We start from the raw sequence: 26552 nt of genomic DNA on the forward strand, positions 1-26552 counted from the left end.
CTCCTCCTCAGGCGATCGGGGAAAGCAGCCGGCCACGCTTGGCCGCGATGTCGAGCCAGACCGCGAGGATGATCACCACCCACGTCACCAGCCACTGCACGTAATATTCGAAGCCCATCAGCAGCAGGCCGTTCTGGATGAAGCCGAGGATCAGCACGCCGATCACCGTCTTCCAGATCGTGCCCGAGCCGCCCAGCAGCGACGTTCCGCCGAGGATCACGCCCGCCAGCACCTGCAGCTCGTAGCCTTGGCCCACGTTGTTCTGCGAGCCCATCACCCGGCTGCCGAGGATGATCGCGGCGATGGCGACGCCGGTGGCCGAGATCAGGTAGGTCAGGAACACCACGCGCGAGCGCCGCACGCCCGAGAACACCGCCGCCGTGGCGTTGCCGCCGGTGGCGTAGATGCGCCGTCCGAAGGGGGTGTAGGCCATCGTCAGGTGCAGCACGATCGCGCAGATCCCGAAGATCACGATGGGCGTCGGGATATCGAAGATCGAGCCGCGCCCGAAAATCTTGAACCAGGTCTGATCCTGATTGACGATATCGACGTTCTTGCCGCCCGAATAAATCAGCGTGAGGCCCTGTATCGCCGAGAGCATACCGAGGGTCACGATCAGCGAATTCAGCCGCGCGACGCCGACGAGCAAACCGTTCACCGCGCCGAGCGCCAGAGTGGCGACCAGCATCACACCAATCGCCGGTGCCGGGCCGATCTTGTCATGCAGATCGACCACCAGGACGGTCGAGAAGGACAGCATCGAGCCCACCGACAGATCGAGATTGCCGCCGATCACCACCACCGTCACGCCTAGCGCCATGACCCCGATGATCGCCGAGGAGCGTATCACCGAGAAGAGGTTCTCCGGCGACAGGAACCGATCCGAAAAGATCGAGAATCCGATCAGGAACAGAGCGAAGGCCACCAGGATGCCCTGCCGCGCCAGCACGCCGGCGATCGTTTTCCACCTGTCTCGGTTCATTCCACTCCCCCTGCTGTCACGCGCCACGCGCGCCGTGTGCGGGCTGCTTGCGGCAGCCGGCTTCTCCACATGCGAATTCGCCATTTTCTCCTCCCGTCGGGCAGCCTCCTCGCTGCCGCTGACGGCGGGTCAGACCAGTGTCATACCGCCGTCGATCATCACGATCTGTCCCGTCATGTAGTCACTGTCGGGCGAGGCGAGGAACGTCGTGGTTCCCGTGATATCGGCAGGTCGTGCGACCCGTCCGCGCAGGATGCCCGAGGCGAACTCCTCCATCGCCTGCCCGGGCGCCTGCGCCGCGCCGATCTCCATCAGGTCGCGATCGACCTCTTCCCACATCTCCGTCGCCACCACGCCCGGCGCGAAACCTGTCACGGTGATATCGTGCTTCGCAAGATCGCGCGCGCCTGATTGCGTCAGCGAAACCACCGCCCATTTCGAGGCGCAATAGGGCGCCACGTTGTCAAAGCCCTGACGGCTCGCGATCGAAGCGGTGTTGATGATCTTGCCACCACCGCCCTGCGCGATCATCTGATGGGCTGCTTCCTGCATCCCGATCAGAGTGCCTAGCCCGTTGATATCCATGATGAAATGCCAATTATCTTCGGTCACGTCGAGGAAGTTCATCGGGCGATTGACGCCCGCATTGTTGAACACCACGTCGACCCGGCCGAATTCCGCAGCGACCTTCTGCATCATCGCGCGCACTTCGTCACGCTTGGTCACGTTCACCTGCGCCGACATCACCCGGCCACCCGCAGCTTCCGCGCGCGCCGCATTCTCCGTCGCAAGTTCGGCGACCCGCTCACCGTTGAGATCGGCGAAACAGACATCCGCACCCTCATCCAGCAAAGCCTCGGCAATCGCGCGTCCAATACCGCGCGCAGCACCCGTCACGAGACAGACCCGTCCAGTTACGCGTCCCATCGAATTCTCCGTTTTTCCTGCAATAAGGTGGGCATGGGTCGCCCCGTGAGCTTGACCCATGCCCTGGGGAGGAGAGATCAGAAGGCAGGCTTCTTGAACTGGTCCATATTCTCCTGGGTGATCTGGGGCGTCTTGAAGTAGTTCATCTTCGGAACGTCCTTGCCCTGGATCACGTCGATCGCGGTCTGAAGCGCGTTCTTCGCATCGTCGATCGGCGACTGGTAAACCGAGCCGTAATACTCGCCCTTCTTCATCGCCTCGTAGCCGACCGCGAAGTTGGTGGCGCCGACGAACTTGATGTCCTTGGCACGACCCGCAGCCTTGGCGGCGTTGAGCGCACCGACGCCCATGTTGTCATCGGCCGCATAGACGCCGTCGATCTTCGGATATTTCACGAGGAAATCTTCCATGACGCGCTGCGACTTCTCGCGGTTCCAGTCGCCAGGCTGAGTGTCCATGATCTTCACGTCGGGGCAGGCTTTGGCCAGCTCGTCCTCGAAGCCCTTCTGGCGTTCGATCGCGGTGGTGTAGCCGGGCTTGCCCGAGATCTGCACGATGTCACCCTTGCCGTTGAGCCCGGTGCACATCATGTCCGCGGCTTCCTTGCCCTGCTCGATATTGTTCGGGCCCGAGAAGGCGGCGATGAAGGGCATGCCCTGCTCGGCGATGTTGGAGTTGGTGATGATGACCGGGATGCCCGCGTCATGCGCCTTCTTGACCGCAGGGACCACGGCCTTGCCGTTGGTCGGCCAGACGATGATCGCCTGCACTTTCTGCTGCACGAGATCCTGGATCTGCGCGATCTGGCGCGCCACGTCGCCGCCCGCATCGAGCACGACCGCATCGACGTCGGGATTGGCCGCCGCCGCCTCCTTGAAGGCTTTCTCATAGGTGGTCTGGTAGCTGTCCACCCCGACGTTGTTCTGCGTAATGCCGATCTTCATCTGTTCGGCCCATGCACCGCCGGCAAGCGCGAGCGTTGCGACTGCGGTAGTTCCGGCGACGAGCGCCTTCATCGATCTTTTCATCATTATCCTCCCATGATGTTTCAGTCCGGCCGTTGGTCAGCCGTGGCACCCACCCCCTCCTGAGTGTCTGCCATGCAGCCCGAATCCTCCGGCGGCACATCCTGATCATTCCGACAGCGGCCCCGGCTTTCGCCCGCCAACTTATCCATTTTGAACATCGTTACATCCATAATGGATATTTTTGCTAAGGTGAACGATCCTCGATCTGGACATCTTTCGGAGGACTTCATGGCGAAGCAACCAAAACCACAGCTCGGACACAGACGCGTGACCAAACTCGATCCGCAAAATATCCAACATGGACATACCGGCGCCCCGGCGCCGTCCGCGTCCGTCGTTCAGGATCGGGACACCGCTCTGTCGATGATCGACCTGCTCGAGTCTCTTGCCGACGAGATCGATTCCACGCTCGCGCTCTCCACCCCGAACCCGTATCTCGCGATGGCCGCCCATCTGGTGCGCTGCCATCTGGAGGGCAAGATCGTCACGCCCTCCTCGCTCGTCGCGGCTTCGGGCGTGCCCTACGCGACGGCGATGCGCAAACTCTCGGACATGATCGATGCCGGGATGATCGAGCAACGCCCGCGCACTCGCTCTGGCAAGACCGTTTCGCTTCATGCCAGCACGCAGCTGCTGACGAACTGGGGACAGCTTTCCGATCGCGTCGCGCGTCTGGCCCGCAAGCACCTCGCCGACTCCGATGGGGGCGAGCGCGACTATTACTTCGGCGGCACCTACCTCGCCGGTCATTCGATTGCTCCGCCCTCGGTGCTGCCCGAACCGATCACCGTGCCGGGCGGCCTGCGCGTTCTGGTCCATGGCGATCCGACCTTCATGGTGATGGAGAACCTCAAGCGCCAGTTTGAACATATCGTGGGTACATCGATCTCGCAGCGGGCTTTCTCGATCGACCGGCTGCACGAAGAGACGCTGCGCAATGCCACCCGCAAGACCAGCCATTACGACATCATCGCCGTCGACCTGCCGTGGATCGGGGAATTCGCGAAGAAAGGGCTGTTGATGCCGCTCGACGAGGTGATGGATATCTCGCGCCTCGATCCGAGCGATTTCCATACCGCGGGCTGGCGTGGCGCGCATTGGGAGGGCCGCCCCTATGGCGTGCCCAGCCAGACCACGCCGGAGCTGCTGTTCTATCGCAAGGATCTGTTCGCCGAAGCCGGGCTGAAGCCACCGTCCACGACCGATCTCGTGCTCAAGGCCGCGCGGCATTTCCACGACCCCACGCATGGCCGCTACGGCATCGCGTGGAACGCCGCGCGCGGCACCGCGCTGGGGCACACCTTCATCATGGCGATGGCCGATTTCGGCCAGCCGGTCGTCAATCTCGACCCGATCGCGGGCGGGTTCGACGCCGATCATCTCGATCGGGACGATTTCGTTGCGCAGTTCGACACCCCCGCGACCGAGGCGGCTGCAGAGTACCTGCTGCAACTGATGAGCGTCTCGCCGCCCGACATCCTGTCGATGTCCTGGTACGAGCGCGTGCGCCCCTACGCGGCGGGCAAGGTCGCGATGGCCTATGGCTATACGCTGCTCGCGCCGTATTTCGAACTCGACGCGAATTCGCCCGCGCATGACACGACCGGCTATCTTCCGCATCCGACAGGGCTTGGCGCGAAGCCGGTGGCGCCTGTGGGCGGATACGTGCTCGCGATCCCGGCCAATCTACCCGAGGAGCGGCGCGCCGCCGCGGCAGAGGCGCTGATCGCCTTCACCTCGCCCGCGGCGCAGAAACTGTACGTGCTCAACGGCAGCCGCACGGTGCCGCGCTACTCGGTCGGCGCCGATCCGCAGGTGCAGCATCTCTCGCCGATCTTCGAGGCGGTGGACGCGATGTCCTGGCGCGACGAGCTGCAATTCTGGCCGCGCCCGCCGCTGCCGACCATCTGCGAGCTGATCGAGATCTGCGGGCAGGAAATTCACGACATGCTGCGCGGGGTCACCACCCCGCGCGAGGCACTCGGCAAGGTCCAGATCCGGGCCGACCGGGTGCTGAGGACAGGTTCAAGTTAGGGAGGAAAGACATGGACCCCGATCGACTGAAGGGAAAGAACATCCTGATCACCGGCGCAGGCCAGGGCATGGGTGCGTGCAACGCGGAGTATTTCGCGCAGCAGGGCGCGAATGTCTGCCTGGGTGATATCGATCTCGACGCAGCCCAGGAGACCGCCGACCGTATCAACAAGGGCGGCAACGGCAAGGCGATCGCGGTGCGCATGGACGTCACCAAGCGCAAGGACAATGCCGATGCGGTCGCAGCCACCGTCGACGCCTTCGGCATGATCAATGTCGGCCTGTTCAATGCGGGCCTGAACAAGCCCCGGTTCTTCATGGATATCGATGAAGACAACTGGGATCACATCATGACGGTCAACACCAAGGGCATGTGGCTCGGCATGCAGGAGACCGCACGGCAGATGATCGCGCAGGGCAAGCAGGACTATCCCTACAAGCTGATCAACGTGGGCTCCGTCGCCTCGCGCAAGCCGCTGGTCGACGTGACGGTCTACTGCACCTCGAAATACGGCTGCCTCGCGCTGACCCATTGCGGGGCGATCGCGCTGGCAGAGCATGGCATCACCGTGAACGGCTACGCGCCCGGCGTGGTGAAGACGCCGCTCTGGGAGCAGCTCGACAAGGATCTCGTGGATATCGGCTTCAAGGAGCGTGAAGGTCAGGCCTTCGACGATCTGGCCGAAATCCTCGCGCTCAAGAAGGTCTCCTACCCGGATGACGTGAAGGGAACGGCGGCGTTCCTCGTCAGCCCGGAGAGCGACTACATGACAGGCCAGATGATCCATATCGACGGCGGCTGGGTCATCCAGTGATCCGCGCCTGAACCGGGCCAACACCCCGGAACTCTTAGACAATCGCAACCGAACAGGCGCGCCGGAACGGCCGCGCCGGGAGACATATCATGACCACGACCGCCCTCAACCCGCGCATTCTGCAACCCGGGGACATCGACCCGAACTGGCGCTGGGAAAAGCACATCCCCGCCTGGGGTCACACCTCGGTGGATTTCGAGCGCCGCGTCGATCACGACCGTCTGCGCCGCTACCGCCTCAGCCGCGCCAAGGATGCGCTGAAGAAATCGGGCTGCGGCTCGCTGCTGCTGTTTGATGTGAACAACATCCGCTACATCTCCGGCACCAAGATCGGCGAGTGGGAACGCGACAAGATGTGCCGGTTCTGCCTGCTCGCAGGCGATGAAGAACCCTATGTCTGGGACTTCGGCTCCGCCGCCGTGCACCACCGCGAATATTGCGACTGGCTCGACCCCGAGCGGATGCTGGCGGGCGTCGTCGGCATGCGCGGAACGATCCCGCCCTCCTTCGGGCTGATGAAGAAATATGCCGAGGAGATCGCCTCGCTGATCAAGAAGGCGGGCATGGCCGACATGCCGGTGGGCGTGGACTATGCCGAGACGGCGATGTTCTTCGCGCTGAAGGAAGCCGGGCTGAACGTCGTGGACGGCCAGCAGGTCATGCTCTCGGCCCGCGAGATCAAGAATATCGATGAGATCCAGCTGCTCAACCAGGCGGCTTCGATGGTCGATGGCGTCTACCACATGATCCACGAGGAGCTGAAACCGGGCGTGCGCGAGAACGATATCGTCGCGATGTCGAACAAGCTCCTCTACGAGATGGGCTCGGACGACGTGGAAGCGATCAACGCGATCTCGGGCGAGCGCTGCAACCCGCACCCGCATAACTTCACCGACCGCCTGTTCCGGCCCGGTGATCAGGCCTTCTTCGACATCCTGCAAAGCTATCAGGGTTACCGCACCTGCTATTACCGGACCTTCAACATCGGTCGCGCGACGCCCTCGCAGAACGACGCCTACATCCGGTGCCGCGAATGGCTCGACAACGCGATCGCCCTGATCAAGCCGGGCGTCACCACCGATGTCGTCGCGAAGGCTTTCCCGAAATGCGAGGAATTCGGCTTCCCCGACGAGCTGTCGGCCTTCGGTCTGCAATTCGGCCACGGGCTGGGTCTCGCGCTGCACGAACGGCCGATCATCAGCCGGGCGGTGTCGCTCGACAATCCGATGGAGATCCAGACCGGCATGGTCTTCGCACTCGAAACCTATTGCCCGGCCTCTGACGGCTATTCGGCGGCACGGATCGAGGAGGAGGTCGTGGTGACCGACAAGGGCTGCACCGTGATCAGCCTTTTCCCGGCCGAAGAGCTGCCGATCGCGGCCCGCTACTGACCGGCTCCCGGGCCCGCGCCATTCCGCGCGGGCCCGGACCTTACGCATAACGCCTACGCCAAAGGGGGGAGCGCGCCATGGCCAAAGCCACCAAGCGCAAGACGAATACCGAAGACTACCTGCGCATGTATCGCCAGATGGTGCGCATCCGCAGCTTCGAGGACAACGCCAACCAGCTGTATCTCTCGGCCAAGATGCCGGGCCTGACCCACATGTATTCCGGCGAGGAGGCCGTCGCGGTGGGCATCTGCGAGGCGCTGACCGACGACGACAAGATCACCTCGACGCACCGGGGCCACGGCCATTGCGTCGCCAAGGGGGCCGAGTTCAAGCAGATGTTCTGCGAGCTTCTCGGCAAGGCCGAGGGCTATTGCCGCGGCAAGGGTGGCTCGATGCATATCGCCGATCAGAGCCACGGCAACCTCGGCGCCAACGCAATCGTCGGCGGCTCGATGGGGATCGCCACTGGGGCCGCGCTCTCGGCCCGGCGGCTCGGGCGCGACGACGTGACCGTCTGCTTCTTCGGCGACGGCGCGACCGCTCAGGGTCTTTGGTACGAGGTGATGAACATGGCCGCGCTCTGGAAGCTGCCGGTCATCTATGCCTGCGAGAATAACGGCTATTCCGAATACACCAAGACCGACGAGATCGCCGCTGGTTCGCTGACCGCGCGCGCCGAGGCTTTCGGGATCGAAGCCTTCGAGGTCGACGGGCAGGACGTGCTGGCGGTGAACGAACTGGCGCAGCGACTGGTCGCCCGCGCCCGCAAGGGCGAAGGCCCGTTCTTCATCGAACTCAAGACTTACCGCTATCACGGTCACCATGTCGGCGACATCAACCGCGACTACTACCGCTCCAAGGACGAAGAGACGATCTGGAAGGAGCAGCGCGACCCGATCATCAATTTCGGCAAGTGGCTCGTCGGCGAGGGCGTCGCGAGCGATGCGGAACTCGAGGAGATCCGCGAAGCGGTGAAGAAAGACGCCGCCGACGCCGTCGAATATGCGCTGGCCGCCGCCTACCCCGATCCGGGCGAGGTCGACATGCATGTCTACGCCCCCAACGACGCCGCCTGAGGAGGAAATCATGCGCGAGATCACCCTGTCCAAGGCCGTCAACGAGGCCATCGCCGAGGAAATGCGCCGCGATCCCACGATCTTCCTGATCGGCGAGGACGTGGCCGAAGCCGGCACCCCCTTCAAGGTCCTCTCCGGGCTCGTCGAGGAATTCGGCACCGAGCGGATCATCGACACCCCCATCTCCGAGCCCGGTTTCATGGGCCTCGCGGTGGGCGCGGCGATGACCGGATCGCGACCCATCGTCGATCTGATGTTCGGCGACTTCCTGTTTCTGGTGATGGATCAGCTCTGCAACCAGGCGGCCAAGACCCATTACATGTCGGGCGGCAAGCTGAGCGTGCCCTTGGTGCTGCGCACCAATCTCGGCGCGACCCGGCGCTCGGCGGCGCAGCACAGCCAGTCGCTCCATGCGCTCGTGGCCCATATCCCGGGGCTGAAGGTCGCCCTGCCCTCTTCGGCCTACGAGGCCAAGGGGCTGATGAAGACCGCGATCCGCGACAACAGCCCGGTCGTCATTTTCGAAGACAAGCTGATGTATAACGACAAGGCCCCGGTGCCCGAGGAGGAGTATTACATTCCCTTCGGCGAGGCCAACGTGCTGCGCGAGGGCAGCGACATCACTCTGGTCGCCACCTCGTCGATGGTGCAGGTGGCACAGGCTGCCGCCGAGACGCTGGCCGCGGAGGGCATCTCCGCCGAGGTGATCGACCCGCGCACCATCGTGCCGCTCGACGAGAAGACAATCCTCGACAGCGTGCGCAAGACCAGCCGCGCCATCGTCATCGACGAGGGCCACCAGAGCTACGGCATCACCGGCGAGATCGCCGCGCGCATCTCGGAGAAGGCCTTCTACCACCTCGACGCGCCGGTGCTGCGGATGGGCGCGATGGACGTGCCGGTGCCGTTCTCGCCCGCGCTCGAGGATCTGACCGTGCCGACGGCAGAGGGCGTGGCGCAAGCGGCCCGCCGGCTGGTCCGGCAGGAGGTGAGCGATGCCGCATGAGGTCATCATGCCCGCGCTCGGCATGGCCCAGCAATCGGGCCAACTGGTCGCCTGGCTGAAAGCGCCGGGCGATGCCGTAAAGGCGGGCGAACCCCTGATGGAGGTCGAAACCGACAAGGCCACGATGGAGGTCGAGGCGCAGGCCGACGGCTACCTCGGCGGGCTGCGCGCGAAGGCGGGCGATGACGTGCCCGTGGGCTCCGTGGTCGCGGTGATCGCCGAGACGAAGGAAGCCGCGGAGGCCGAAGCTGGCGGAGAGGTTGCCCAAGACGCACCTGCCGACGAGCCAGCCTCCGGGTCCGATACCGAGACCGCGAACGACGACGCGCTCCCCGAGGGTGCGGAGGTCATCATGCCCGCGCTTGGCATGGCGCAGGAGACCGGTCAGATCACGACCTGGCTCAAGGAGCCGGGCGACGCGGTGGGTGCCGACGACATCCTCTTCGAGGTCGAGACCGACAAGAGCGCCGTCGAAGTACCTGCCGGTGTCTCGGGCTACCTTGCCGCGATCCTCGCGGACCCCGGCGAGGAAGTTCCGGTCGGCGCGCCGATTGCGATCATTTCGGCGGAGGCGCCCGCGAACCCGGTCCGCCGCAGCCACGCGCAAAAACCGGCCGCGCCCAAGGCTGCCAAGGCAGAAGCCCCGGCGAACAAAGCCACGCCGGAAAAAGAGACCACATCGAAGCCCGCAGCGGCTAGGCCGTCTGCGAAACCCGCGGCAGCCCCCGCGCCCGGCGGTCGCATCCTCGCCTCGCCGAAGGCGAAACGGCTGGCCCGCGAACAAGGGCTCGACCTCGCGCGGCTGGCCGAGGCAGGCATCGCGCAACCCTACCATGTCTCGGATCTCGAGACGCTGCGCACCCTGCCCGCACCGCAAGCGGCGGCAGCGACGGCTCCGACCGCTCAAGCGCTGCATCTGAGCGCCGAGGTGTCGGCGAAAGGCTTCGCCGCATTCTGCGACTGGATTGAAGCGGAGACGGGTCAGGCCCCCGATCCGGGCGCGCTGCTCGCCGGTCTCGCGGCAGGTGCGACGTTCTCGGGCCCGGTCGCGGTTTCGCGTCACGGGCGCAGCCGCTGCTTTGCCGATCCGGGCCGTTACCCGCTGGGGCAAGCCCCCGAGTCGGAAGAGGATGCCCCCCCCGCGCTCCTGATCCGCGATCTGCGCGGCAGCGCGTTGCAGCGGATCTCGCTCGGCGCAGAGGCGCAGCCAGTGCTGACGCTCACCGGCTCCGATCCGCTGACCCTCACGCTCGAGGCCGATCCCGGCCAGCTCGCGCCCGAGACGGCGCTCGACCTGATAACCGGATTTGCCGCGCGGCTGGCCGAGCCGCTGCGCCATCTCCTCTGATACAAGGAACCGGACCGACATGGACCAGACCGACCTCTATATCGACGGCGCGTGGCGCCAGGGCGCGAAAGGCGCCCGCTTCGATGTCATCAACCCCGCGACCGAGGAAGTGCTCGCCTCCGTCGCCTCCGCCGAGATCGAAGACGCGGATGCGGCGCTCGACGCCGCGCAGAAGGCCTTCGTGGACTGGGCGGCGCGCTCGCCCCGTGAACGCTCGGAAATCCTGCGCAAGGCGTTCGAGTTGATGACCGAACGGCTTGATCACTTCGCGCATCTCATCACGCTGGAGAACGGCAAGGCCGGGGCCGACGCGATGGGCGAAGCCCGCTACGCCGCCGAGTTCTTCCGCTGGTTCGCCGAGGAAGCCGTGCGCGCCGACGGGATGATTACCCGCGCCCCCGCCTCCGGCGCGCGGATCGTGGTGCAGCACAAACCGGCGGGCATCGCGGTGCTGGTGACGCCGTGGAACTACCCCGCCGCGATGGGCACCCGCAAGATCGCGCCTGCGCTGGCCGCAGGCTGCCCGGTGATCATCAAGCCCGCCTCCGAGACGCCGCTGACGATGCTCGCGCTGATGCCGCTTCTGGAAGAGGCCGGCGTGCCCAAGGGTCTCGTGAACGTGCTGCCGTCGGAGAATTCCGCGGAGATCGTCGATCACATGCTGCACGATCCGCGGGTGCGCGTCGTGAGCTTCACTGGCTCCACCGGGGTCGGCCGCAAGCTTCTGCGCTCGGCCGCCGATCAGGTGCTGAAACCGGCGATGGAGCTGGGCGGCAACGCGCCGCTGATCGTCTTCGAGGATGCCGATATCGACGTCGCTGTCGAAGGTGCGATGTTGGCCAAGATGCGCAATCTCGGCGAAGCCTGCACCGCAGCGAACCGGTTCTATGTCCACGAGGCGGTGGCCGAGGAATTCACCGCGAAGATGACAGCGGCGATGGGCGCGCTGAAGGTGGGCAACGGCGTCGAGAAGGACGTCGATGTCGGCCCGCTGGTCAACGCCAAGACCCGCGACAAGGTGGCGAGCTTCGTGACCGACGCGCTGGAGCGTGGTGCGGAACTGAAACTCGGCGGCAAGGTCCCGAACGGGCCGGGCTATTTCTACCCGCCGACCGTTCTGACGAAGGTGCCGCAGGATGCCGCATGCGTGCATGACGAAATCTTCGGCCCGGTCGCCGCGATCCAGACCTTCACCGACGAAGAAGACGTGATCGCGCGCGCCAACGACACCGAATACGGGCTCGTGGGCTATGTCTTCACGCAGGACATGGCGCGCGGGATGCGGGTCTGCGAACGGCTCGATTACGGGATGGTCGGGCTCAATCGCGGCCTCGTCAGCGATCCTGCAGCGCCCTTCGGCGGCTCCAAGCAATCGGGTCTCGGCCGCGAAGGCGGGCATGAAGGGATGCTCGAATTCATGGAAACGCAATACATCTCGGCCAGCTGGTGAGGAGGATGTCATGAGCTATGTCGCAAGCCCTTCGGTGCGCAGCTACGCCGCCGAACGCGGGGTGGATCTCGACCGCCTCGCGCAGGAGACCGGGCGCGAGACGCTCGCGCGCGAAGATGTGGATCGCAAGGCCGACGGGGCGGGCTCCGGTGTCGCACCCGGCCCCGCCCCGGATGCCGCGCGCTACTGGGATGTCGATCATGCGGCCTTCGGGCCGGTGACCGAAGACCCACTCTCACGGATCGCCCGGGTCGCCGCCGACAACCTGTCCGCAGCGAATTCGCTGATCCCGCAGGTCACGCATCACGACAGCGCTGACATGCGCGCGGTCGAAGCCTTCCGAAAAGGCCTTCGCGACGAGGCGCGGGACCGTGGCACCCGCCTGACGGCGCTCGCCTTCCATGTGCGGGTTCTGGCGCGCTGTCTGCGCGAATTCCCCCGGTTCAACGCCTCGCTCGACGCAAGCGGCGAGACGCTGGTGCTCAAGGATTACGTCCATGTGGGCATCGCGGTCGACACGCCGAACGGCCTGATGGTTCCGGTGATCCGCGACGCCGACCGCAAGGGGCTTTGGGAAATCGCGGCGGAAATCACCGAACTGTCGCGCAAGGCGCAGGGCCGGAAACTGCGCCCCGAGGAAATGGGCGGCGCCTCGATGACGATCTCCAATCTCGGCGGGATCGGCGGCAGCGCCTTCACCCCGATCGTGAACCCTCCGGAAGTCGCGATCCTCGGCATCACCCGCAGCCAGATCACACCGGTCTGGGAAGGCGAATGGGTGCCGGTGCCGCTTTGCCCGCTCGATCTGAGCTACGATCACCGGGTCATCAACGGCGCCGATGCCGCGCGCTTCCTGTCGCGCTATGCAACACTGATGGCGGATCCGCGCCGGATGCTGATCTGACGGCGGAACGGGGCGCGAAGCATCGCGCCCTCGCCGTGGTCGACGTGGCGATCTGCCGCCCCCGCCGGAGACAGCCCGCCGATTACGATTGCCGGGTAAAGGCACAGCGTCCAAAGAGACGCGTGGCCGGTAGCTTCAAGCGACGTCCGTTCACCGGGCATCCCTTTTGAATCCGATCTGGGATCGTGCGGGTATGGCGGCGAAACCGAACTGCGAGTTCGTCGGTCTCACAGTAGCGGGGCAGCGGGCCTTCCTGAGGCTCAGCACCGATCGATTGATGTTTTTCACACGCCATGTGTTCTGCCTCCCAGGTTCTGGGGGGTTACGGCGAGCAATCCCCTGCACTGATCCGTCGAGGCATGTTTCGAGTGACGATTTTCCATTTGTTGTCTCCGGCATTTGTGGAAACCGGAATGGAGATGGGTCGACATCGGCCTGTGCAAAAAAATCGAGCTCTCAACCCTATGCCAAACTTTCTGCTCAGAGATGATTAGCTTCCGACATACTGCCAGAAGGGCGGATTCCAGAAGTTCGCTGCGTTCGGTTCAAATGTATGGTTAGAGCGCGTTGCGGCGGGCTCGGGGGATGCCGGGCGGGAAACGGAATTTCCTTGCGATATCCACGAACGGCCCCAACGGGCAGGCACTGGACTTTCACTATATCGGCCAAAACAAATTGGACTTCATGGTCAGATGGCATTCAATGCATGCGTCATCGGGTATTTGAGTGACGAAGCTATTCTTCTGGCAAACCTGCCCGACGCATTGCGTCGTAGAACTCCTGCCGGTTCTCTACGGCTGATGGTGGAAGCGAGTCGCTCAGTTTGCGAACGGTCAACCCAGGATACGCTGCAAGCAGCTTTCGATAGGCTTCTTCGGCATCCGCCTGCCGTCCAAGCCGAATATTCAGAGACGCTATGAAACGGTAGGCCCATTCGACGCCAGGAGAGAGGGCCATTCCTCGCTTGAAGTGTTTGAGGCACTCCTCAAAGCGATCTTCATGGAGATATGTGACACCGCGGCCAAACTCTATGTTGAACAGGAAAGGGTCGAGTGGACTAAGGGCTTCCGCACGATCAAAGCTCAAGCGCGCCTCTTCGGTTTCTCCAAGATAATGACGGTTCCAGCCGCGGCGCATCCAGCCCCAAGCACAATTTGGGTCGATCGCAAGCGCGCGATCAATAAAAGTTCTGCTGAAATCGTGATCCGTTGAAACGAGGTCAACTGCTGCGCCGACAGCCACCATCGAAGGCGCATGTTCACCGACGAATTGGGCAGCCTGCTGCGCCAACCGCAGCGCCTCTGCCTTATCCGCCAAAGGATTGTCTGACCATATGTAGGAGCACTGTTGCGCAAGCGCCCATGCCTTATGCGCCAGAGCAGGTCCATAGTCCGGAGCGATCGAAAGCGCTCTATCGAACAGGTCAATCGCTCGTGCGTTGCTTTTGCGTTGATGGGCCCACATGTGCGGCAGGCCGGTCAAAAACAATTCGTAAGCATTCCGGCTTTCCGGCGGAGTGGTTCTTGCGCGTGCGATCTCGGCATTGCGCAGACTGGGTAAAATCTGCCCCGCGACTTGGCCTGCGACCCTATCCTGCAAGGCGAATAGGTCGTCGAGCCGGTCGTCGAAGCGTTCAGTCCAGATTGTGCGACCGTCGCGCCCCTCTACGAGTTGAACTGAGATCCGCACTCTGTCGTCGGCGCGCCTGACGGTCCCCTCAACAACGTAATCAACCCCGAGTCTTTCGGCGACTTGAGGCACATCCAGATGCTCGCCGATAATCGCGATTGCAGATTGGCGGGCGATGACGTGGAACTCATGCACCCGGCCGAGCGCACCAGTAATTTCCTCGACCACCCCGTCGGCAAACATGTCTGTTGCAGCCACTCCGATCTCTTCGAAGGGGAGCACTGCAAGGCTGGGAAGCCGCCTTGCTCTATGAGGGGCGGCTGTAGCTACAGGAGTGGCTGAGCCAGGGCGCTCGGCTTGCCGCATTTCCCGGAGCCAATCTTCGAAACCTTCCGTGGCAAGATCGAACCCTTCGAGAAATACGCCCGAGCCGGACTTGTCGGCGACCACTGCGGTCGGGTCCAGCCAGACGAGTTGTCGGTTCGCGTCAAGAACCCCTTCGGGCAAAACGCGACGCAACACCGACAACTCCTGTCGGAGCGATGCCCGGGCTTGCCCCTCGGATCGGTCCGACCAGAGAAGGTCTGCCAATCGCGCACGCTCGGCCCGCATTTCCGGTTGTTGTGACAGGAAGGCAAGCAGCGCTTGCCCCCTTCGCGACAGGCCCACGAGTTCGAGGCCTGACCCATAATGGGCAGAGAACACTCCGTGAAGGATAAGTGTCAAATGCAGCTGTCCCGTCGACGTAGCCATAATATCTCGCGGTTCTCGAAGCTTCTTACGGTCGTCGCATTCGATTTTACGCGATTTTTACGCTGGAGGGAGAGTTTTGGTGGGCGGCTTTTGCGGGTGTTTTGCGGAAGACTGGCAATCTGGCTTCAGTTTGCCACTTCAGCAGGAGCCCAGAGATGCAAACCCTAAGCGACATTGCCCTCAAAATTCGCCGCCCCAAGGGCTGGATGCACGCCCTCCACTGGATTGTGGAGCAGAATGCCAACTACCGCGCTTCGCACAAGTTGCGCTCCATGACCGACGAACGACTCGAGGACATGGGGATATCACGTGAGGACGCGGATACCGCCTTCTACAAACGCTTCGCGCTCCGCGACGATTGATCCTGTGCCGGGAGGGCGGTGGCATTTCCTTCACGGGTGTCATGCGCGAGCAGTCGCCCTCCAGCACACCTTTATTGCGTTGCAGCCGCGCAATGCATGACTGCTGTCATTAGATGAGAGGTTAATTCAAGCGAGCGGACGCCTGCTGTGCTTGGAGCAAGTGTCTGGTTTGGGATGGGCCGACAAGAGCTAGTCATCCGGGGCTGCTGGGCGTAGCTGATCGCTGGATGTGCACTAAAACATCGGGCGATCGGCCAATTTTCCGAGACTTTGTCTCTGACATGATGACCGTTCCGTATCGCTACCAGTTTATCTGACGCGCTCGACACCTGCGCGCATCGGCAGTGCATTGAAGCATCAACATAACCCCGTTCGACAGCGACGCGTCAGCAATATACCGCGCCTCGATAAAGATAGCATCGGAGCGAACGGATGCAGCTGCAACGAAACTGAATCAGTTCGCATAAGCAAACGCTGTCCAGTTCTGGGTAGTTCGTATCCTGTTCACCTTCAGGCCGCGCGCATCGCGCGCGGCCCGCAGGATCTATTAATACATGTAATCAGATACTTACCCGATCCGGTAGTTCGGACTCTCCCGGGTAATCGCGACGTCGTGGACGTGACTTTCCTTGAGACCCGCGCCGGTGATGCGGACGAAATTGCAGTTCGTGCGCATCTCGGCCACCGTCGCGGAGCCGGTATAGCCCATCGCTGCGCGCAGACCGCCCACGAGCTGGTGGACGACGGCGCCTGCCGGGCCTTTGTAGGGCACCTGCCCCTCGATGCCTTCCGGCACGAGCTTGTCGTTCGCCGCATCCTTCTGGAAGTAGCGATCGGCCGAGCCGCGCGCCATTGCACCGAGCGAGCCCATGCCGCGATAGGATTTGAACGAGCGGCCCTGATAGAGGATCACTTCGCCGGGGCTCTCGTCGGTGCCCGCGATCATCGAGCCGACCATGGCGCAGCTTGCGCCCGCCGCGATGGCTTTCGCGAAATCGCCCGAGAACTTGATGCCGCCATCGGCGATGATCGGCACGTCTCCAGCCGCACTCACGCAATCCATGATTGCTGTCAACTGCGGCACGCCCACGCCCGCGACCATCCGCGTCGTGCAGATCGAACCCGGACCGATGCCGCATTTCACTGCATCCGCGCCCACGTCGATCAGCGCCTTGGTGGCATCTGCCGTCGCCACGTTGCCCGCGATCACCTGAATATCGTTCGACACCTGCTTGATGCGCTTCACCGCGTCGATCACGCCCTGACTATGGCCGTGGGCGGTGTCGACGACGATCAGGTCACAGCCCGCATCGATCAGCGCCTCGGACCGCTCGAAGCCCGCATCGCCGACCGAGGTCGCGGCGGCCACGCGCAGGCGGCCCAGCTCGTCCTTGCAGGCGGTGGGGTTGAGGACAGCCTGCTCGGTGTCGCGCAGCGTCAGCAGGCCGGTCAGCTTGCCCTCGTCATCGGTCACCAGCAGCTTCTCGATCCGGCGCTCGCGCATCATCGCGATCGCTTCGGACCGATCCGCCGGCTCCTGCAGGATCGCGAGGTTGTCGGTGGTCATCATCACCGAGACCGGAGTTTCGTCCTTCTGGGCGAAGCGCATGTCTCGGTTGGTCACGATGCCGACGACGCGGCGGTTTTCATCGACGACCGGGAAGCCGGAGAAACCGTAGCGCTCGGTCAGTGCCTTCGCATCGGCCAGCGTCTGATCGGGGCGCAGCGTGATCGGGTTGTAGACGATGCCGCTCTCGAAACGCTTGACGCGGCGGACCTCGTCGGCTTGCTGCGCGACGGTGAGGTTCTTGTGGATCACGCCCACGCCGCCCGCCTGCGCCATCGCGATCGCCATGCGCGCCTCGGTGACGGTGTCCATCGCGGAGGACAGAAGCGGGATGTTGAGACGGATTTTCTTCGTCACCTGGGTCGAAACATCTGCGGTTGCCGGAAGCACCGAAGAGGCTGCGGGAAGAAGAAGAACGTCGTCGAAGGTGAGCGCCTCGCGAATCTGCATGGGGGGTCTCCAGTGTCCAGATGCGTTTGGCAGTTTGCTGTTTCACGCAATGGACGCGAAGGCAACCCCTCGCGGACGCGGTACGCAGCGGGTGTGCGGAAAGGTCGGCCTGCGTGCGCCGCGCCAACGGTCTCTGGGCGCGGGGGCGACCAGCCCCCGGGCCGCGCCCGAGCCTCCCCCGGTTGGGCGCATTGGTCATGTCGTCGCGGGCACACTCGACATCCGGGCCTTCAAGACAAAGCGGCCGGCCACGTGCGGAGCAAAGCGCCCACCCGAGGCTCGGGGCCGCCCTTTCGCCTCACGCAATCGCGGCGTTGGTCTTCATCGCAAGCTGCCCCTTCGCCCAAAGCTGCAACACCTTCAGCGCGATCGGTACTACGACCAGCGTCGCCGCCGTCAGCATCAGCGCGCCGGGCAGCGCCCAGACGCCGCCAAGCGCGAGCCAGCACCCCGCCGTGGCTGCGACCGGGAAGGTGAACGCTCCCCAGAGCGGCGAGAAGCCCCCAGCGAGCAGCCAGCGCACCGACACGACCAGTGCCAGCAAATAGCCCGCAGACAGGATCGCCATCGCCTGCGCGATGCCCATCGCGCCGAACCCGCTCGCGACAGTCCCGAGCAGCGCCGCAGGCGCGAGGTGAATGGCGAGTAGCGGGCGCAGCGGCGCGGGAACGCGCTCATGTGCGAATTGTCGCAGCGAGATCATCCAGATCACGACGGCCGACAGCATCGCGACCCAGAACATCACCAGAGCCACGCTATCGAGCCCGAGGATCACGGCCGCCACCGCGCCGACGATCCAGCCCGAGAAGGTCAGCTGCCGCGTGGGATTGACGCGGCGCTGCTCGGCCGGGCCGGTCGCGAGCGTGTAGATCACCGCCGGGATCAGCCCCAGATGCACGACGACGCCCAGCCAGAAGACGATCGCTGCCAGCCCGCCATAGGGCGCAAGCGAGGCCGCGATCAGATAGATCGTCAGCGTTCCCGCCGCGAGCCCCGCACGCCCGGGCAGCACGCGCAGATCCTCGAACACCACGCCCGGACGCCGCACGATCTTCGCGCCATAGGCAACCAGCGTGAACAGCGCGAGCAAGGTCACCGCGCCCAGAAACAGCTCCGCCAGATCGGGCGGCAGCGCGAATTGCCCCACACCGCGCCGCCACGCGATCCCGAGGCCCATCAGCCCCAGCACGGGCGGGAACATCGCGGGCGGCGTACGGCGAAACAGGCCCTTGGGCGTCATCTTGGGCGGGGCGAAGGACATGCGCTCTCCTCGGGCAATCGGCAAATCATTTCGGTCGCGCAGAAGCTTGCAATATTTCGCGCGTGGCGAAAAGCTGTCGGGGGTGCGACAGGGTGTCTGGAGGCAAGATGGCGGAACATGGGTATGAGGCGGGGCGGCTGAACCTGCCTTTCGTGGGGATTTCGACTTTCGGCAAGCGCGCATACGTGGCCGATTGGGATGCGATCGAGGCGGATGTGGCGGTGATGGGCGCGCCCTTCGATTTCGGCACGCAGTTCCGCCCCGGCGCGCGGTTCGGGCCGCGGGCGGTGCGCGAGGCCTCGACGCTGTTCTCCTTCGGACACGCGGGCGCCTACGACCACGAGGATGACGCGACCTATCTCGGGCCGGAGGTCACGATCGTCGATATCGGCGATGCCGACATCGTCCATACCGACACGGTGAAGAGCCATGCGAATATCGAGGCCGGCGTGCGTGCGATGCTGAAGGCGGGCGCGCTGCCGGTGGTGATCGGCGGCGATCACTCGATCAATATTCCCTGCATCCGCGCCTTCGAGTCCGATTGCGCCGAGAAGGGACCGATCCATATCCTGCAAATCGACGCCCATCTCGATTTCGTGGACGAGCGTCACGGCGTCACCGAAGGCCACGGCAATCCGATGCGCCGCGCCGCCGAGAAGGACTATGTCTCGGGCATCACCGCGCTTGGCATTCGCAACGTCTCTTCCACCGCGAAAGACGGGTATGACGCCGCCCGCGCAATGGGCGACGACTTCCTGAGCGTGCGGCAGGTGCGCAAGCTGGGGTCCCAGGGCGTGCTGGCCCGCATCCCGGAAGGCGCACGGATCTATGTCACGATCGATATCGACGGGTTCGACCCCTCGATCGCGCCCGGCACCGGGACGCCGAGCCATGGCGGGTTTCTCTATTACGAGGTGCTGGAGATCCTGCAGGGCGTGGCAAAGCGGCACGAAGTTGTCGGCATCGATCTGGTCGAGGTCGCCCCCGATTACGACCCCAGCGGCTCGACCCCGATCCTCGCAGCGCAGGTGCTGCTGAATTTCCTCGGCTTCATCTTCCACGCGCGACAGTCCAGCGGCGCGTCTGCGGCGGGCTGAGGAGCCTCCGGCGGGGATATTTGGATCAAGAGGAAGGGGTTAGCGCGGCAACACCCACATAGTCGCCCCGAGACTGTGCGGCTTGGCGCCGGTGCCCAGTTTGAAGTGCATCCGCCCTGCCCCGTCCTCGCTATCCACCGCACCGAGATCGAGCTGTCGGATTCCGCGCGCCTTCAGCCGCAGCGCGGCCTGCCAGAGCATCAGGTTATGCGCGCCGGACACGCGCCCTTCCGGCCCGGTCCATCCGATGTGATAGCTGGCACCTTCGCCGTGAAGCAGGAAGATGCCGCCCGCGATCCGCTCGCCTTTCGATGTCGCGACGCGCAAGGCGAGAAGGTCGGCGGCGCTGCGATCCGCCCACGCGAGGGTGAAGCTCGGCGGCAAGGCGCGGTAACCGCGGGCGCGTTGCTGGGCCGCGTCGGAGGCGAGAAGCCACTCGATCTCGGGTTCGGGCTCCACGCACAGCCCGGCACGCTCTGCTGCCGCCAACCTGTTGCGCCATTTTCCCGCCAAGCCTGCGCGCAGCGTGTGGGCATCGGGGAGCAAGGACCAATGCGCATGGTGGCGCGGGGTGATCAGCGGGATCAGCCCGAACCCGGCCAGCGGGTTTTCCGGCGTCATCAGCACCAGCCCGGCACGGCGCGCGATCCGACGCAGCACTGCGCGCCGGATCCAGATACCGAGCTCCGGCGCAAAGACCGGCCCGCGCGACAGAAGCCACAAACCGCCGCGCCCGATCATCTGGGCCAGCGCGACCCGCCTGCCCTGACATGTCGCCTCCAGCCGCAGGCACCGCCGCCCGCGCGCGGCCGCGATCGTTCCATAGAGCGCCGCCTGCTGAACGGCCGGAGGGTGTTCCGGCGCAAGCGCGCGCAACGCACGGTTCCAGCTGTCGTCGGAGCCGGGAAACTGCATGACACGAAGAGGTTTCATCGCTGTCATTAAGGCCGGCTTCACCTAAGTCTGGGTTAATGGAGACGCGAAACGTTTCAACCTTGAGGCGAACATGCCCCGCATTCTCCCCAACGCGCTCCGCAACCTGCGCCAATCACCCAGAACCGCGCGCAAATCGTTGCGCCCCCGCCAGACCGAGGAACCGCGAAACCTGCCAGCGTCACGCGCGACTCTCTGGAGCGCGCTTTTCATCGCAATCTTCGGCGCGGCGCTCTGGCTCGGCCTTCTCGCGATTCTCAGCTTTTCCAGTGGCTTCTGAACGCTTCAGTTCAGAACTTGACGTTCAGGTCACCCTGGAGTGACCGCGAAGACACGCTTTTCCCTGCACAGCTGCAACAGAACGTGACGTCACCGTGATCCCCAGATTGATTTACCCCTTCCGGGTGGTAGCGTCGCCAAAAGGAATTCCTTCGAGACGTTAGGATCTCCTTCGGGACACGTTAGGGAAGAGGACAATTATGAAACGTGTGATGACTTCGATGGCCGCACTCGCGATTGGCGCAGGCGCGGCCCATGCGGGCGGGGTGGAGCGCTCGACGCAATCGGTCGGCATCCTGTTCGAACAGGGAAACTACGGCGAAGTGAGCTTCGGTGCGTTCAACCCGGATGTGTCGGGTACGGTGACGTATGCTCCTGGAGTCGGCGCCGAGTCCGGCGACATGGCGCCGGGTTATGGCACGCTGAGCCTTGGATATAAGCAACAGCTCAACGACCAGTGGGATCTCGCGGTCATTTTTGACCAGCCCGTCGGCGCGAAAGTGCACTATCCCGCGCAGCCTGCCCCTCCCGCAGGCTACCCGGCTGGCGGCTCACAAGCCTCGATCAAATCATCCGCAGTTACTGCGCTCGTCCGCTACAAGATGCCGAGCAATGTCTCGGTTTATGGCGGCCTGCGCAGCGAAAGCGTTAAAGGTAACGTGAACTTGCCGGCCCAAGGCTACACGATGTCCACGTCGGAAGAGACCGATTTCGGCTACGTCGTAGGCGCGGCTTGGGAAAAGCCCGAGATCGCCGCTCGTGTGGCGCTAACCTACAACTCGAAAATCGACCACACGTTCGACGTGACCGAAAACGGCGCGCCGAGCGCCCCCTTCACGACGACGGTTCCGGAATCGGTGAACCTCGAATTTCAGACCGGAATCATGAAGGACACGCTACTGATGGGTTCCGTGCGCTGGGTGCATTGGAAGCAATTCGACATCACCCCGCTCGGCTACCAGATCGCGACCAAGGGTGACTCGCTCGTGGACTATGCGAACAACACGATCACCTATAATCTCGGCGTGGGTCGGCGCTTCAACGACCAATGGTCGGGCGCGATCATGTTCGGCTATGAGAAGCACCAAGGAGGCATCGTGGGCAACCTCGGTCCGACCGATGGCTTCAAATCTGTCTCGCTGGCGGCAAGCTACCAGGCGACCAGCAACATCAAGATTACCGGCGGCGTGCGCTATGTCGATATTGGCAACGCCAAAACGGAAATCGACCCTTACACCACCGACTTCTCCGGCAATGACGGATGGGGCGCTGGCCTCCGCGTCGGGATCAACTTCTGATCGCAAGGTACTGATAATTCTCGAAAAGCCCCGTCTCGTGCGGGGCTTTTTCTTGGAATATCGACATTGCCGCAAGTTCCGGGTGGTGCGCGTCGCTGCCGCCCGCTAGATCGAAGCGATGAAACACGCACCCGCCCCTTTATCCCTCACCCCACTCGCCTGGGCGCTGCTCGCGGCGCTCGCGCTGATCTGGGGCTCGTCCTTCCTGTCGAACCGCGCGGCGCTGGAAGGTGCGGGAGTCTTTACCGTGGTCTTCCTGCGGGTCGCCTCGGGCGCGGTGCTGATCTGGGCCTATGTCGCGCTACGCCGCCTGCCGGTGCCGCGGCACCCGATCTATCTCGGGCATTTCCTGATCATGGGGCTGCTGAACAACGCCATTCCCTTCTCGCTCATCGTCTGGGGGCAGAAGCATATCGATAGCGGGTTGGCCTCGATCCTGAACGCCTCGACCGCGATCTTCGGGGCGCTGGTCGCGGCGGTGGTCTTCACCGACGAGCGGTTGAGCGCGCGCAAGGCCACTGGAATCGCGGTGGGCTTCGCGGGCGTCGTGGTGGCGATCGGGCCGGATGCGCTGAAGGGGTTCGATCTGACCTCGGCGGGCCAGCTCGCCGTGCTGGGAGCGGCGCTGAGCTATGGTTTCGCGGGCGCCTATGCGCGCTTTGCAATCAGAGGCTTACGGCCCGAAGTTGCAGCAGCCGGGATGCTCACCGGCGGTGCGATCTGGACGCTGCCGATCCTGCTTCTCACCGAAGGCGTGCCGAGCTTCGACTACGCGCCCTCGGTCTGGATCGCGATGCTCTGGCTGGGTGTCGGCTGCTCGGCGCTGGCCTACCTGCTCTATTACCGCATTCTCGCGCTGGCGGGGGCAGCCAATCTCGCCCTCGTCACGCTCTTGATCCCGCCGGTCGCGATCCTCGCAGGCTGGGCAGTCTATGGCGAGCGTCTGGGCTGGGCGGAGGCCTTGGGCTTCGCGATCCTCGCGCTTGGCCTGATGATCCTCAACCGCCGCCCCAAAACCCCGTGACGTGCGCGCCTTGCCGGGCTACACCGGGGCGAAAGACCTATGGGGACACGATGATCTATTCCAATCGCGCCGAGTGGCTGGCCGCCAAATCGAGGAAGGTTGCCCTGTTCGGCATGTCCGGCCTCGGCAAGACCTGGGCTGCGAACCTGCTGCGCGACGAGGGCTGGTTCCACTACTCCGTCGATTACCGGATCGGCACGCGCTACATGGGCGAATATATCGCCGACAACTTCAAGCGCGAGGCGATGAAGAACCCGTTCCTGGCGGAGCTTCTGCTGTCGGACTCGGTCTATATCGCGTCGAACATCACGTTTGAGAACCTCGCGCCGCTGTCGACCTATCTCGGCAAGCCGGGCGATCCGACCAAGGGCGGACTGCCCTTCGAGGAATACCTCGAACGCCAGCGCCAGCACCGCAAGGCCGAGATGGACGCGCTTCTCGACACCGCGCATTTCATCGACCGCGCAAAGCAGATTTACGGGATCGAGAATTTCCTGTGCGATTCCGGCGGCTCGATCTGCGAAGTGGTGGACCCCGACGACCCCGAGGATCCGATCCTGACCTCGCTGTCGCAGAACCTGCTGATGGTCTGGATCGAGGGCTCCGAAGCCCATACCGAGGAGCTGATCAAACGCTTCTCGCGCGCGCCGAAGCCGATGTATTATCAGCCCGCGTTTCTGGCCGCGAAATGGGACGAGTATCGCGATCTGAAAGGTGTGGCCGAAACGGAGGTGGACCCCGACGACTTCGTGCGCTGGACCTATGCGCAAGCGCTGGCCCATCGTCAGCCGCGCTATGCGGCGATGGCGAGAAACTGGGGCGTGACGATCCGTGCCGAAGACCTCTACCTTGTCCGCGACGCAAAAGGCTTTACATCGCTGATCGCCGACGCGCTGCCCGCGTGAGCCGCGACACTTCACGCATTACTTTAACTTCACCCTGCAAGAGACTGAGAAACAATGCCGATCAAGCTGCCTGAAAACCTCCCCGCCTTCGACATCCTGTCGCGGGAAGGCGTGATGGTGATGTCGCCCGAGCGCGCATCGCGGCAGGAAATCCGACCCATCCGGATCGGCCTTCTCAATCTCATGCCGAAGAAGATCCAGACCGAGAACCAGTTCGCACGCCTGATCGGAGCGACGCCGCTGCAGATCGACTTTCAGCTGATCCGCATGAGCGAGCATCAGACGAAGAACACCGCCGCCGAGCATATGGAAGAGTTCTACCGTCCCTTCGAAGAGGTCGAGGCCACCGGCGAGAAGTTCGACGGGCTGATCATCACCGGTGCTCCGATCGAACATTTGCCTTTCGAGGAGGTGACTTACTGGGAAGAGCTCAAGCGGATTTTCGACTGGACTCAGACCCATGTCTTTTCGACCTTCGGCGTCTGCTGGGGCGGCATGGCGATGGCCCACTACTTCCACGGCGTGAACAAGCACATGCTCGATCACAAGGCCTTCGGCTGCTTCCGGCATCGCAATTGCGCGCCCGCCTCGCCTTACCTGCGCGGCTTCTCGGACGATCTGCTGATCCCGGTGAGCCGCTGGACCGAGATGCGGCGTGACGAGTTGGAAGCGGCGGGCATGATCACGCTGATCCATTCCGATGAAACCGGGCCCTGTCTGGTCGAAGATCGCGCTCATCGGGCGCTCTACATCTTCAACCATCTGGAATATGACAGCGGCACGCTGAAAGAAGAATACGATCGTGACGTCGCGGCGGGGAAACCGATCAACGTCCCCGCGAATTACTATCCTGAGAACGACCCGAGCCGGGTGCCGACGAACCGGTGGAAGAGCCACGCCCACCTGCTTTACGGCAACTGGATTAACGAGATTTATCAGGAAACTCCGTATGATCTGGCCGAGATTGGTAACTAGCCTCGTCCTCGTGCTGCTCATTCTGGGCGGCGCGACCTGGGGACTCGAGAGCTGGCGCGGCCGGATGGCGGAGCAGCGCTATCCGCCCAACGGCATATTCGTGGACGTTGGGAACCAGCGTGTGCATATGGTCATCAAGGGCGATCACGGCCCGGCGGTCGTGTTGATCCACGGCGCCTCGGGCTCGGCCCGCGATCTGACCTTCGATCTCGCACCGGAACTAGCGAAACGCTATCGCGTCTTCGTGCCCGACCGTCCGGGGTTCGGCTATTCCGATCCGCTGCCGGAGGGGCACGACACGATCGAGGACCAGGCCAAGCTGCTGCAGAAGGCGACGAAGATGGCGGGCGCGGAGGAACCGATCGTGCTCGGCCATTCCTATGGCGGGGCTGTCGCAATTGCCTGGGCGGTATATCTGCCCGGCACGCTCTCGGGTCTGGTGCCAGTCTCCGCTCCCTCGCATAGCTGGGACACCGGGCTGCCGCTTCTCTATCAGATCACGTCGCCGCCACTGGGTCAGGCGATCGCTGTCCCGTTGATTTCGGCCTGGACGCCACCCGCGATCATTCGCTCCGAGGTGGAAGGAGTCTTCGCGCCGCAGGAGATGCCGATCGGCTACATGCGCTGGTTCGGCCCCGGCATGACGCTGCGGGTCGAAACGATGCGGGTGAATGCGCGCCAGCGTGCCGAGCTGAAGCCCGAAATTCAGCAGATGATCCCCCATTATCCCGATCTCGACCTCCCGGTCGTCTCTTTGCATGGCACGGCCGACACCATCGTGGGCGAGAAAATCCACGCGGTGCCCTTCACGAAGGAGGTGCCGGGGGCGGAACTGATCTCGCTCGACGGAATCGGACACATGGTCCCGCATGTCGCGTTGCTCCAGACCGTCGCCGCGGCGGACCGTGTCGCGACGCGCGCTGGCTATGATATCCCGATGAAGGCGGCGGCGGAGTAACCGACACTCAAGCACTGCAGTCGCGTGAAAAGCGGTCACTCCTGCGGTTTTGCGCGCACGTCACACGCCCGGTATCGCCTGCCCGCCGCTGTGCGGCACC

At 63.9% G+C, this 26552-nt stretch carries 23 protein-coding genes; 16 read left to right on the forward strand and 7 right to left on the reverse strand.

From position 1 onward, the window contains the following. Positions 1 to 7: 7 nt before the first annotated feature. The 3 genes from B6V72_RS02675 to B6V72_RS02685 form a co-directional block, all read right to left on the reverse strand. The gene (locus B6V72_RS02675) at positions 8 to 982 is read right to left on the reverse strand and encodes an ABC transporter permease (RefSeq protein ID WP_075776524.1); all 975 of its coding nucleotides are present in this window, start codon (positions 980 to 982) and stop codon (positions 8 to 10) included. 129 nt (positions 983 to 1111) lie between these two features. Then, positions 1112 to 1909 (reverse strand): SDR family oxidoreductase, encoded by a 798-nt coding sequence (locus B6V72_RS02680; RefSeq protein ID WP_075776525.1) that lies wholly within the window; start codon positions 1907 to 1909, stop codon positions 1112 to 1114. Positions 1910 to 1986: 77 nt separating this feature from the next. Beyond that, complete coding sequence (locus B6V72_RS02685; RefSeq protein WP_075776621.1) at positions 1987 to 2937, reverse strand: sugar ABC transporter substrate-binding protein; 951 nt, start codon at positions 2935 to 2937, stop codon at positions 1987 to 1989. A 228-nt stretch (positions 2938 to 3165) separates the two neighbouring features. On the opposite strand from B6V72_RS02685, the gene B6V72_RS02690 reads away from it, so the two are divergent. The 8 genes from B6V72_RS02690 (at position 3166) to B6V72_RS02725 (ending at position 12961) form a co-directional block, all read left to right on the forward strand. Further along, complete coding sequence (locus B6V72_RS02690; protein ID WP_088734536.1) at positions 3166 to 4971, forward strand: extracellular solute-binding protein; 1806 nt, start codon at positions 3166 to 3168, stop codon at positions 4969 to 4971. Between the two features lie 11 nt (positions 4972 to 4982). Further along, positions 4983 to 5786, forward strand: a complete 804-nt coding sequence (locus B6V72_RS02695; RefSeq protein ID WP_075776527.1) for an SDR family oxidoreductase — start codon at positions 4983 to 4985, stop codon at positions 5784 to 5786. Between the two features lie 89 nt (positions 5787 to 5875). Next, positions 5876 to 7177, forward strand: a complete 1302-nt coding sequence (locus B6V72_RS02700; protein ID WP_075776528.1) for a Xaa-Pro peptidase family protein — start codon at positions 5876 to 5878, stop codon at positions 7175 to 7177. A 77-nt stretch (positions 7178 to 7254) separates the two neighbouring features. Continuing rightward, complete coding sequence (locus B6V72_RS02705) at positions 7255 to 8253, forward strand: thiamine pyrophosphate-dependent dehydrogenase E1 component subunit alpha (RefSeq protein ID WP_088734538.1); 999 nt, start codon at positions 7255 to 7257, stop codon at positions 8251 to 8253. A gap of 10 nt (positions 8254 to 8263) precedes the next feature. Next, positions 8264 to 9259: an alpha-ketoacid dehydrogenase subunit beta gene (locus B6V72_RS02710; RefSeq protein WP_075776530.1), complete on the forward strand. Its 996-nt coding sequence runs from the start codon at positions 8264 to 8266 to the stop codon at positions 9257 to 9259. Then, positions 9249 to 10607, forward strand: coding sequence for a biotin/lipoyl-containing protein (locus tag B6V72_RS02715; RefSeq protein ID WP_088734540.1), 1359 nt, complete (start codon positions 9249 to 9251; stop codon positions 10605 to 10607). The genes B6V72_RS02710 and B6V72_RS02715 overlap by 11 nt, the downstream gene beginning before the upstream one ends. Before the next feature lie 19 nt (positions 10608 to 10626). Next, entirely contained in the window at positions 10627 to 12057 is a 1431-nt protein-coding gene (locus tag B6V72_RS02720; protein WP_088718688.1) for an NAD-dependent succinate-semialdehyde dehydrogenase, read from the forward strand. Between the two features lie 10 nt (positions 12058 to 12067). Then, positions 12068 to 12961, forward strand: coding sequence for a 2-oxo acid dehydrogenase subunit E2 (locus B6V72_RS02725; protein WP_240497672.1), 894 nt, complete (start codon positions 12068 to 12070; stop codon positions 12959 to 12961). A gap of 735 nt (positions 12962 to 13696) precedes the next feature. On the opposite strand, the gene B6V72_RS02730 is transcribed toward B6V72_RS02725, so the two are convergent. Continuing rightward, on the reverse strand, positions 13697 to 15112 hold the full coding sequence (locus tag B6V72_RS02730; protein ID WP_146696155.1) for a hypothetical protein: 1416 nt from the start codon (positions 15110 to 15112) through the stop codon (positions 13697 to 13699). A 386-nt stretch (positions 15113 to 15498) separates the two neighbouring features. On the opposite strand from B6V72_RS02730, the gene B6V72_RS02735 reads away from it, so the two are divergent. Further along, on the forward strand, positions 15499 to 15705 hold the full coding sequence (locus B6V72_RS02735) for a DUF1127 domain-containing protein (protein WP_075776535.1): 207 nt from the start codon (positions 15499 to 15501) through the stop codon (positions 15703 to 15705). A gap of 568 nt (positions 15706 to 16273) precedes the next feature. Here B6V72_RS02735 and guaB read toward each other — a convergent pair. Then, positions 16274 to 17722, reverse strand: a complete 1449-nt coding sequence (guaB, locus tag B6V72_RS02740; RefSeq protein ID WP_075776536.1) for an IMP dehydrogenase — start codon at positions 17720 to 17722, stop codon at positions 16274 to 16276. A gap of 298 nt (positions 17723 to 18020) precedes the next feature. Continuing rightward, positions 18021 to 18983: a tellurium resistance protein gene (locus B6V72_RS02745; RefSeq protein ID WP_088734546.1), complete on the reverse strand. Its 963-nt coding sequence runs from the start codon at positions 18981 to 18983 to the stop codon at positions 18021 to 18023. Positions 18984 to 19090: 107 nt separating this feature from the next. Between B6V72_RS02745 and speB the strand changes: the two genes are divergently transcribed. Beyond that, a complete protein-coding gene (gene speB, locus B6V72_RS02750) occupies positions 19091 to 20080 on the forward strand; it encodes an agmatinase (RefSeq protein WP_088734548.1) in 990 nt (329 codons plus the stop codon). A gap of 39 nt (positions 20081 to 20119) precedes the next feature. Here speB and B6V72_RS02755 read toward each other — a convergent pair whose 3' ends face one another. Continuing rightward, positions 20120 to 21013: a GNAT family N-acetyltransferase gene (locus B6V72_RS02755; RefSeq protein ID WP_168172997.1), complete on the reverse strand. Its 894-nt coding sequence runs from the start codon at positions 21011 to 21013 to the stop codon at positions 20120 to 20122. Between the two features lie 73 nt (positions 21014 to 21086). Here B6V72_RS02755 and B6V72_RS02760 point away from each other — a divergent pair, with 73 nt between their 5' ends. From B6V72_RS02760 to B6V72_RS02785, 6 genes are all read left to right on the forward strand, one after another. After that, entirely contained in the window at positions 21087 to 21293 is a 207-nt protein-coding gene (locus B6V72_RS02760) for a hypothetical protein (protein WP_088734552.1), read from the forward strand. Positions 21294 to 21492: 199 nt separating this feature from the next. Beyond that, positions 21493 to 22590 (forward strand): hypothetical protein, encoded by a 1098-nt coding sequence (locus B6V72_RS02765; protein WP_088734554.1) that lies wholly within the window; start codon positions 21493 to 21495, stop codon positions 22588 to 22590. A 118-nt stretch (positions 22591 to 22708) separates the two neighbouring features. Further along, complete coding sequence (locus B6V72_RS02770; protein WP_088734556.1) at positions 22709 to 23614, forward strand: DMT family transporter; 906 nt, start codon at positions 22709 to 22711, stop codon at positions 23612 to 23614. 50 nt (positions 23615 to 23664) lie between these two features. Further along, a complete protein-coding gene (locus B6V72_RS02775; RefSeq protein ID WP_075776543.1) occupies positions 23665 to 24519 on the forward strand; it encodes an ATPase in 855 nt (284 codons plus the stop codon). 54 nt (positions 24520 to 24573) lie between these two features. Beyond that, the gene (gene metA / locus B6V72_RS02780; protein ID WP_075776544.1) at positions 24574 to 25494 is read left to right on the forward strand and encodes a homoserine O-succinyltransferase; all 921 of its coding nucleotides are present in this window, start codon (positions 24574 to 24576) and stop codon (positions 25492 to 25494) included. After that, positions 25469 to 26452, forward strand: a complete 984-nt coding sequence (locus tag B6V72_RS02785) for an alpha/beta hydrolase (protein WP_088734558.1) — start codon at positions 25469 to 25471, stop codon at positions 26450 to 26452. The genes metA and B6V72_RS02785 overlap by 26 nt, the downstream gene beginning before the upstream one ends. The last annotated feature ends 100 nt before the right edge of the window (positions 26453 to 26552 follow it).

The organism is Thioclava sp. F34-6, from assembly GCF_002213235.1.
Taxonomy (GTDB): Bacteria; Pseudomonadota; Alphaproteobacteria; order Rhodobacterales; family Rhodobacteraceae; genus Thioclava; species Thioclava nitratireducens.

Bases quoted from the DNA above. Each gene is read 5' to 3' on its own strand.
- B6V72_RS02675 (WP_075776524.1), bottom strand. From the start codon at position 982: ATGAACCGAGACAGGTGGAAAACGATCGCCGGCGTGCTGGCGCGGCAG.
- B6V72_RS02680 (WP_075776525.1), bottom strand. From the start codon at position 1,909: ATGGGACGCGTAACTGGACGGGTCTGTCTCGTGACGGGTGCTGCGCGC.
- B6V72_RS02685 (WP_075776621.1), bottom strand. From the start codon at position 2,937: ATGAAAAGATCGATGAAGGCGCTCGTCGCCGGAACTACCGCAGTCGCA.
- B6V72_RS02690 (WP_088734536.1), top strand. From the start codon at position 3,166: ATGGCGAAGCAACCAAAACCACAGCTCGGACACAGACGCGTGACCAAA.
- B6V72_RS02695 (WP_075776527.1), top strand. From the start codon at position 4,983: ATGGACCCCGATCGACTGAAGGGAAAGAACATCCTGATCACCGGCGCA.
- B6V72_RS02700 (WP_075776528.1), top strand. From the start codon at position 5,876: ATGACCACGACCGCCCTCAACCCGCGCATTCTGCAACCCGGGGACATC.
- B6V72_RS02705 (WP_088734538.1), top strand. From the start codon at position 7,255: ATGGCCAAAGCCACCAAGCGCAAGACGAATACCGAAGACTACCTGCGC.
- B6V72_RS02710 (WP_075776530.1), top strand. From the start codon at position 8,264: ATGCGCGAGATCACCCTGTCCAAGGCCGTCAACGAGGCCATCGCCGAG.
- B6V72_RS02715 (WP_088734540.1), top strand. From the start codon at position 9,249: ATGCCGCATGAGGTCATCATGCCCGCGCTCGGCATGGCCCAGCAATCG.
- B6V72_RS02720 (WP_088718688.1), top strand. From the start codon at position 10,627: ATGGACCAGACCGACCTCTATATCGACGGCGCGTGGCGCCAGGGCGCG.
- B6V72_RS02725 (WP_240497672.1), top strand. From the start codon at position 12,068: ATGAGCTATGTCGCAAGCCCTTCGGTGCGCAGCTACGCCGCCGAACGC.
- B6V72_RS02735 (WP_075776535.1), top strand. From the start codon at position 15,499: ATGCAAACCCTAAGCGACATTGCCCTCAAAATTCGCCGCCCCAAGGGC.
- guaB (WP_075776536.1), bottom strand. From the start codon at position 17,722: ATGCAGATTCGCGAGGCGCTCACCTTCGACGACGTTCTTCTTCTTCCC.
- B6V72_RS02745 (WP_088734546.1), bottom strand. From the start codon at position 18,983: ATGTCCTTCGCCCCGCCCAAGATGACGCCCAAGGGCCTGTTTCGCCGT.
- speB (WP_088734548.1), top strand. From the start codon at position 19,091: ATGGCGGAACATGGGTATGAGGCGGGGCGGCTGAACCTGCCTTTCGTG.
- B6V72_RS02755 (WP_168172997.1), bottom strand. From the start codon at position 21,013: ATGAAACCTCTTCGTGTCATGCAGTTTCCCGGCTCCGACGACAGCTGG.
- B6V72_RS02760 (WP_088734552.1), top strand. From the start codon at position 21,087: ATGCCCCGCATTCTCCCCAACGCGCTCCGCAACCTGCGCCAATCACCC.
- B6V72_RS02765 (WP_088734554.1), top strand. From the start codon at position 21,493: ATGAAACGTGTGATGACTTCGATGGCCGCACTCGCGATTGGCGCAGGC.
- B6V72_RS02770 (WP_088734556.1), top strand. From the start codon at position 22,709: ATGAAACACGCACCCGCCCCTTTATCCCTCACCCCACTCGCCTGGGCG.
- B6V72_RS02775 (WP_075776543.1), top strand. From the start codon at position 23,665: ATGATCTATTCCAATCGCGCCGAGTGGCTGGCCGCCAAATCGAGGAAG.
- metA (WP_075776544.1), top strand. From the start codon at position 24,574: ATGCCGATCAAGCTGCCTGAAAACCTCCCCGCCTTCGACATCCTGTCG.
- B6V72_RS02785 (WP_088734558.1), top strand. From the start codon at position 25,469: ATGATCTGGCCGAGATTGGTAACTAGCCTCGTCCTCGTGCTGCTCATT.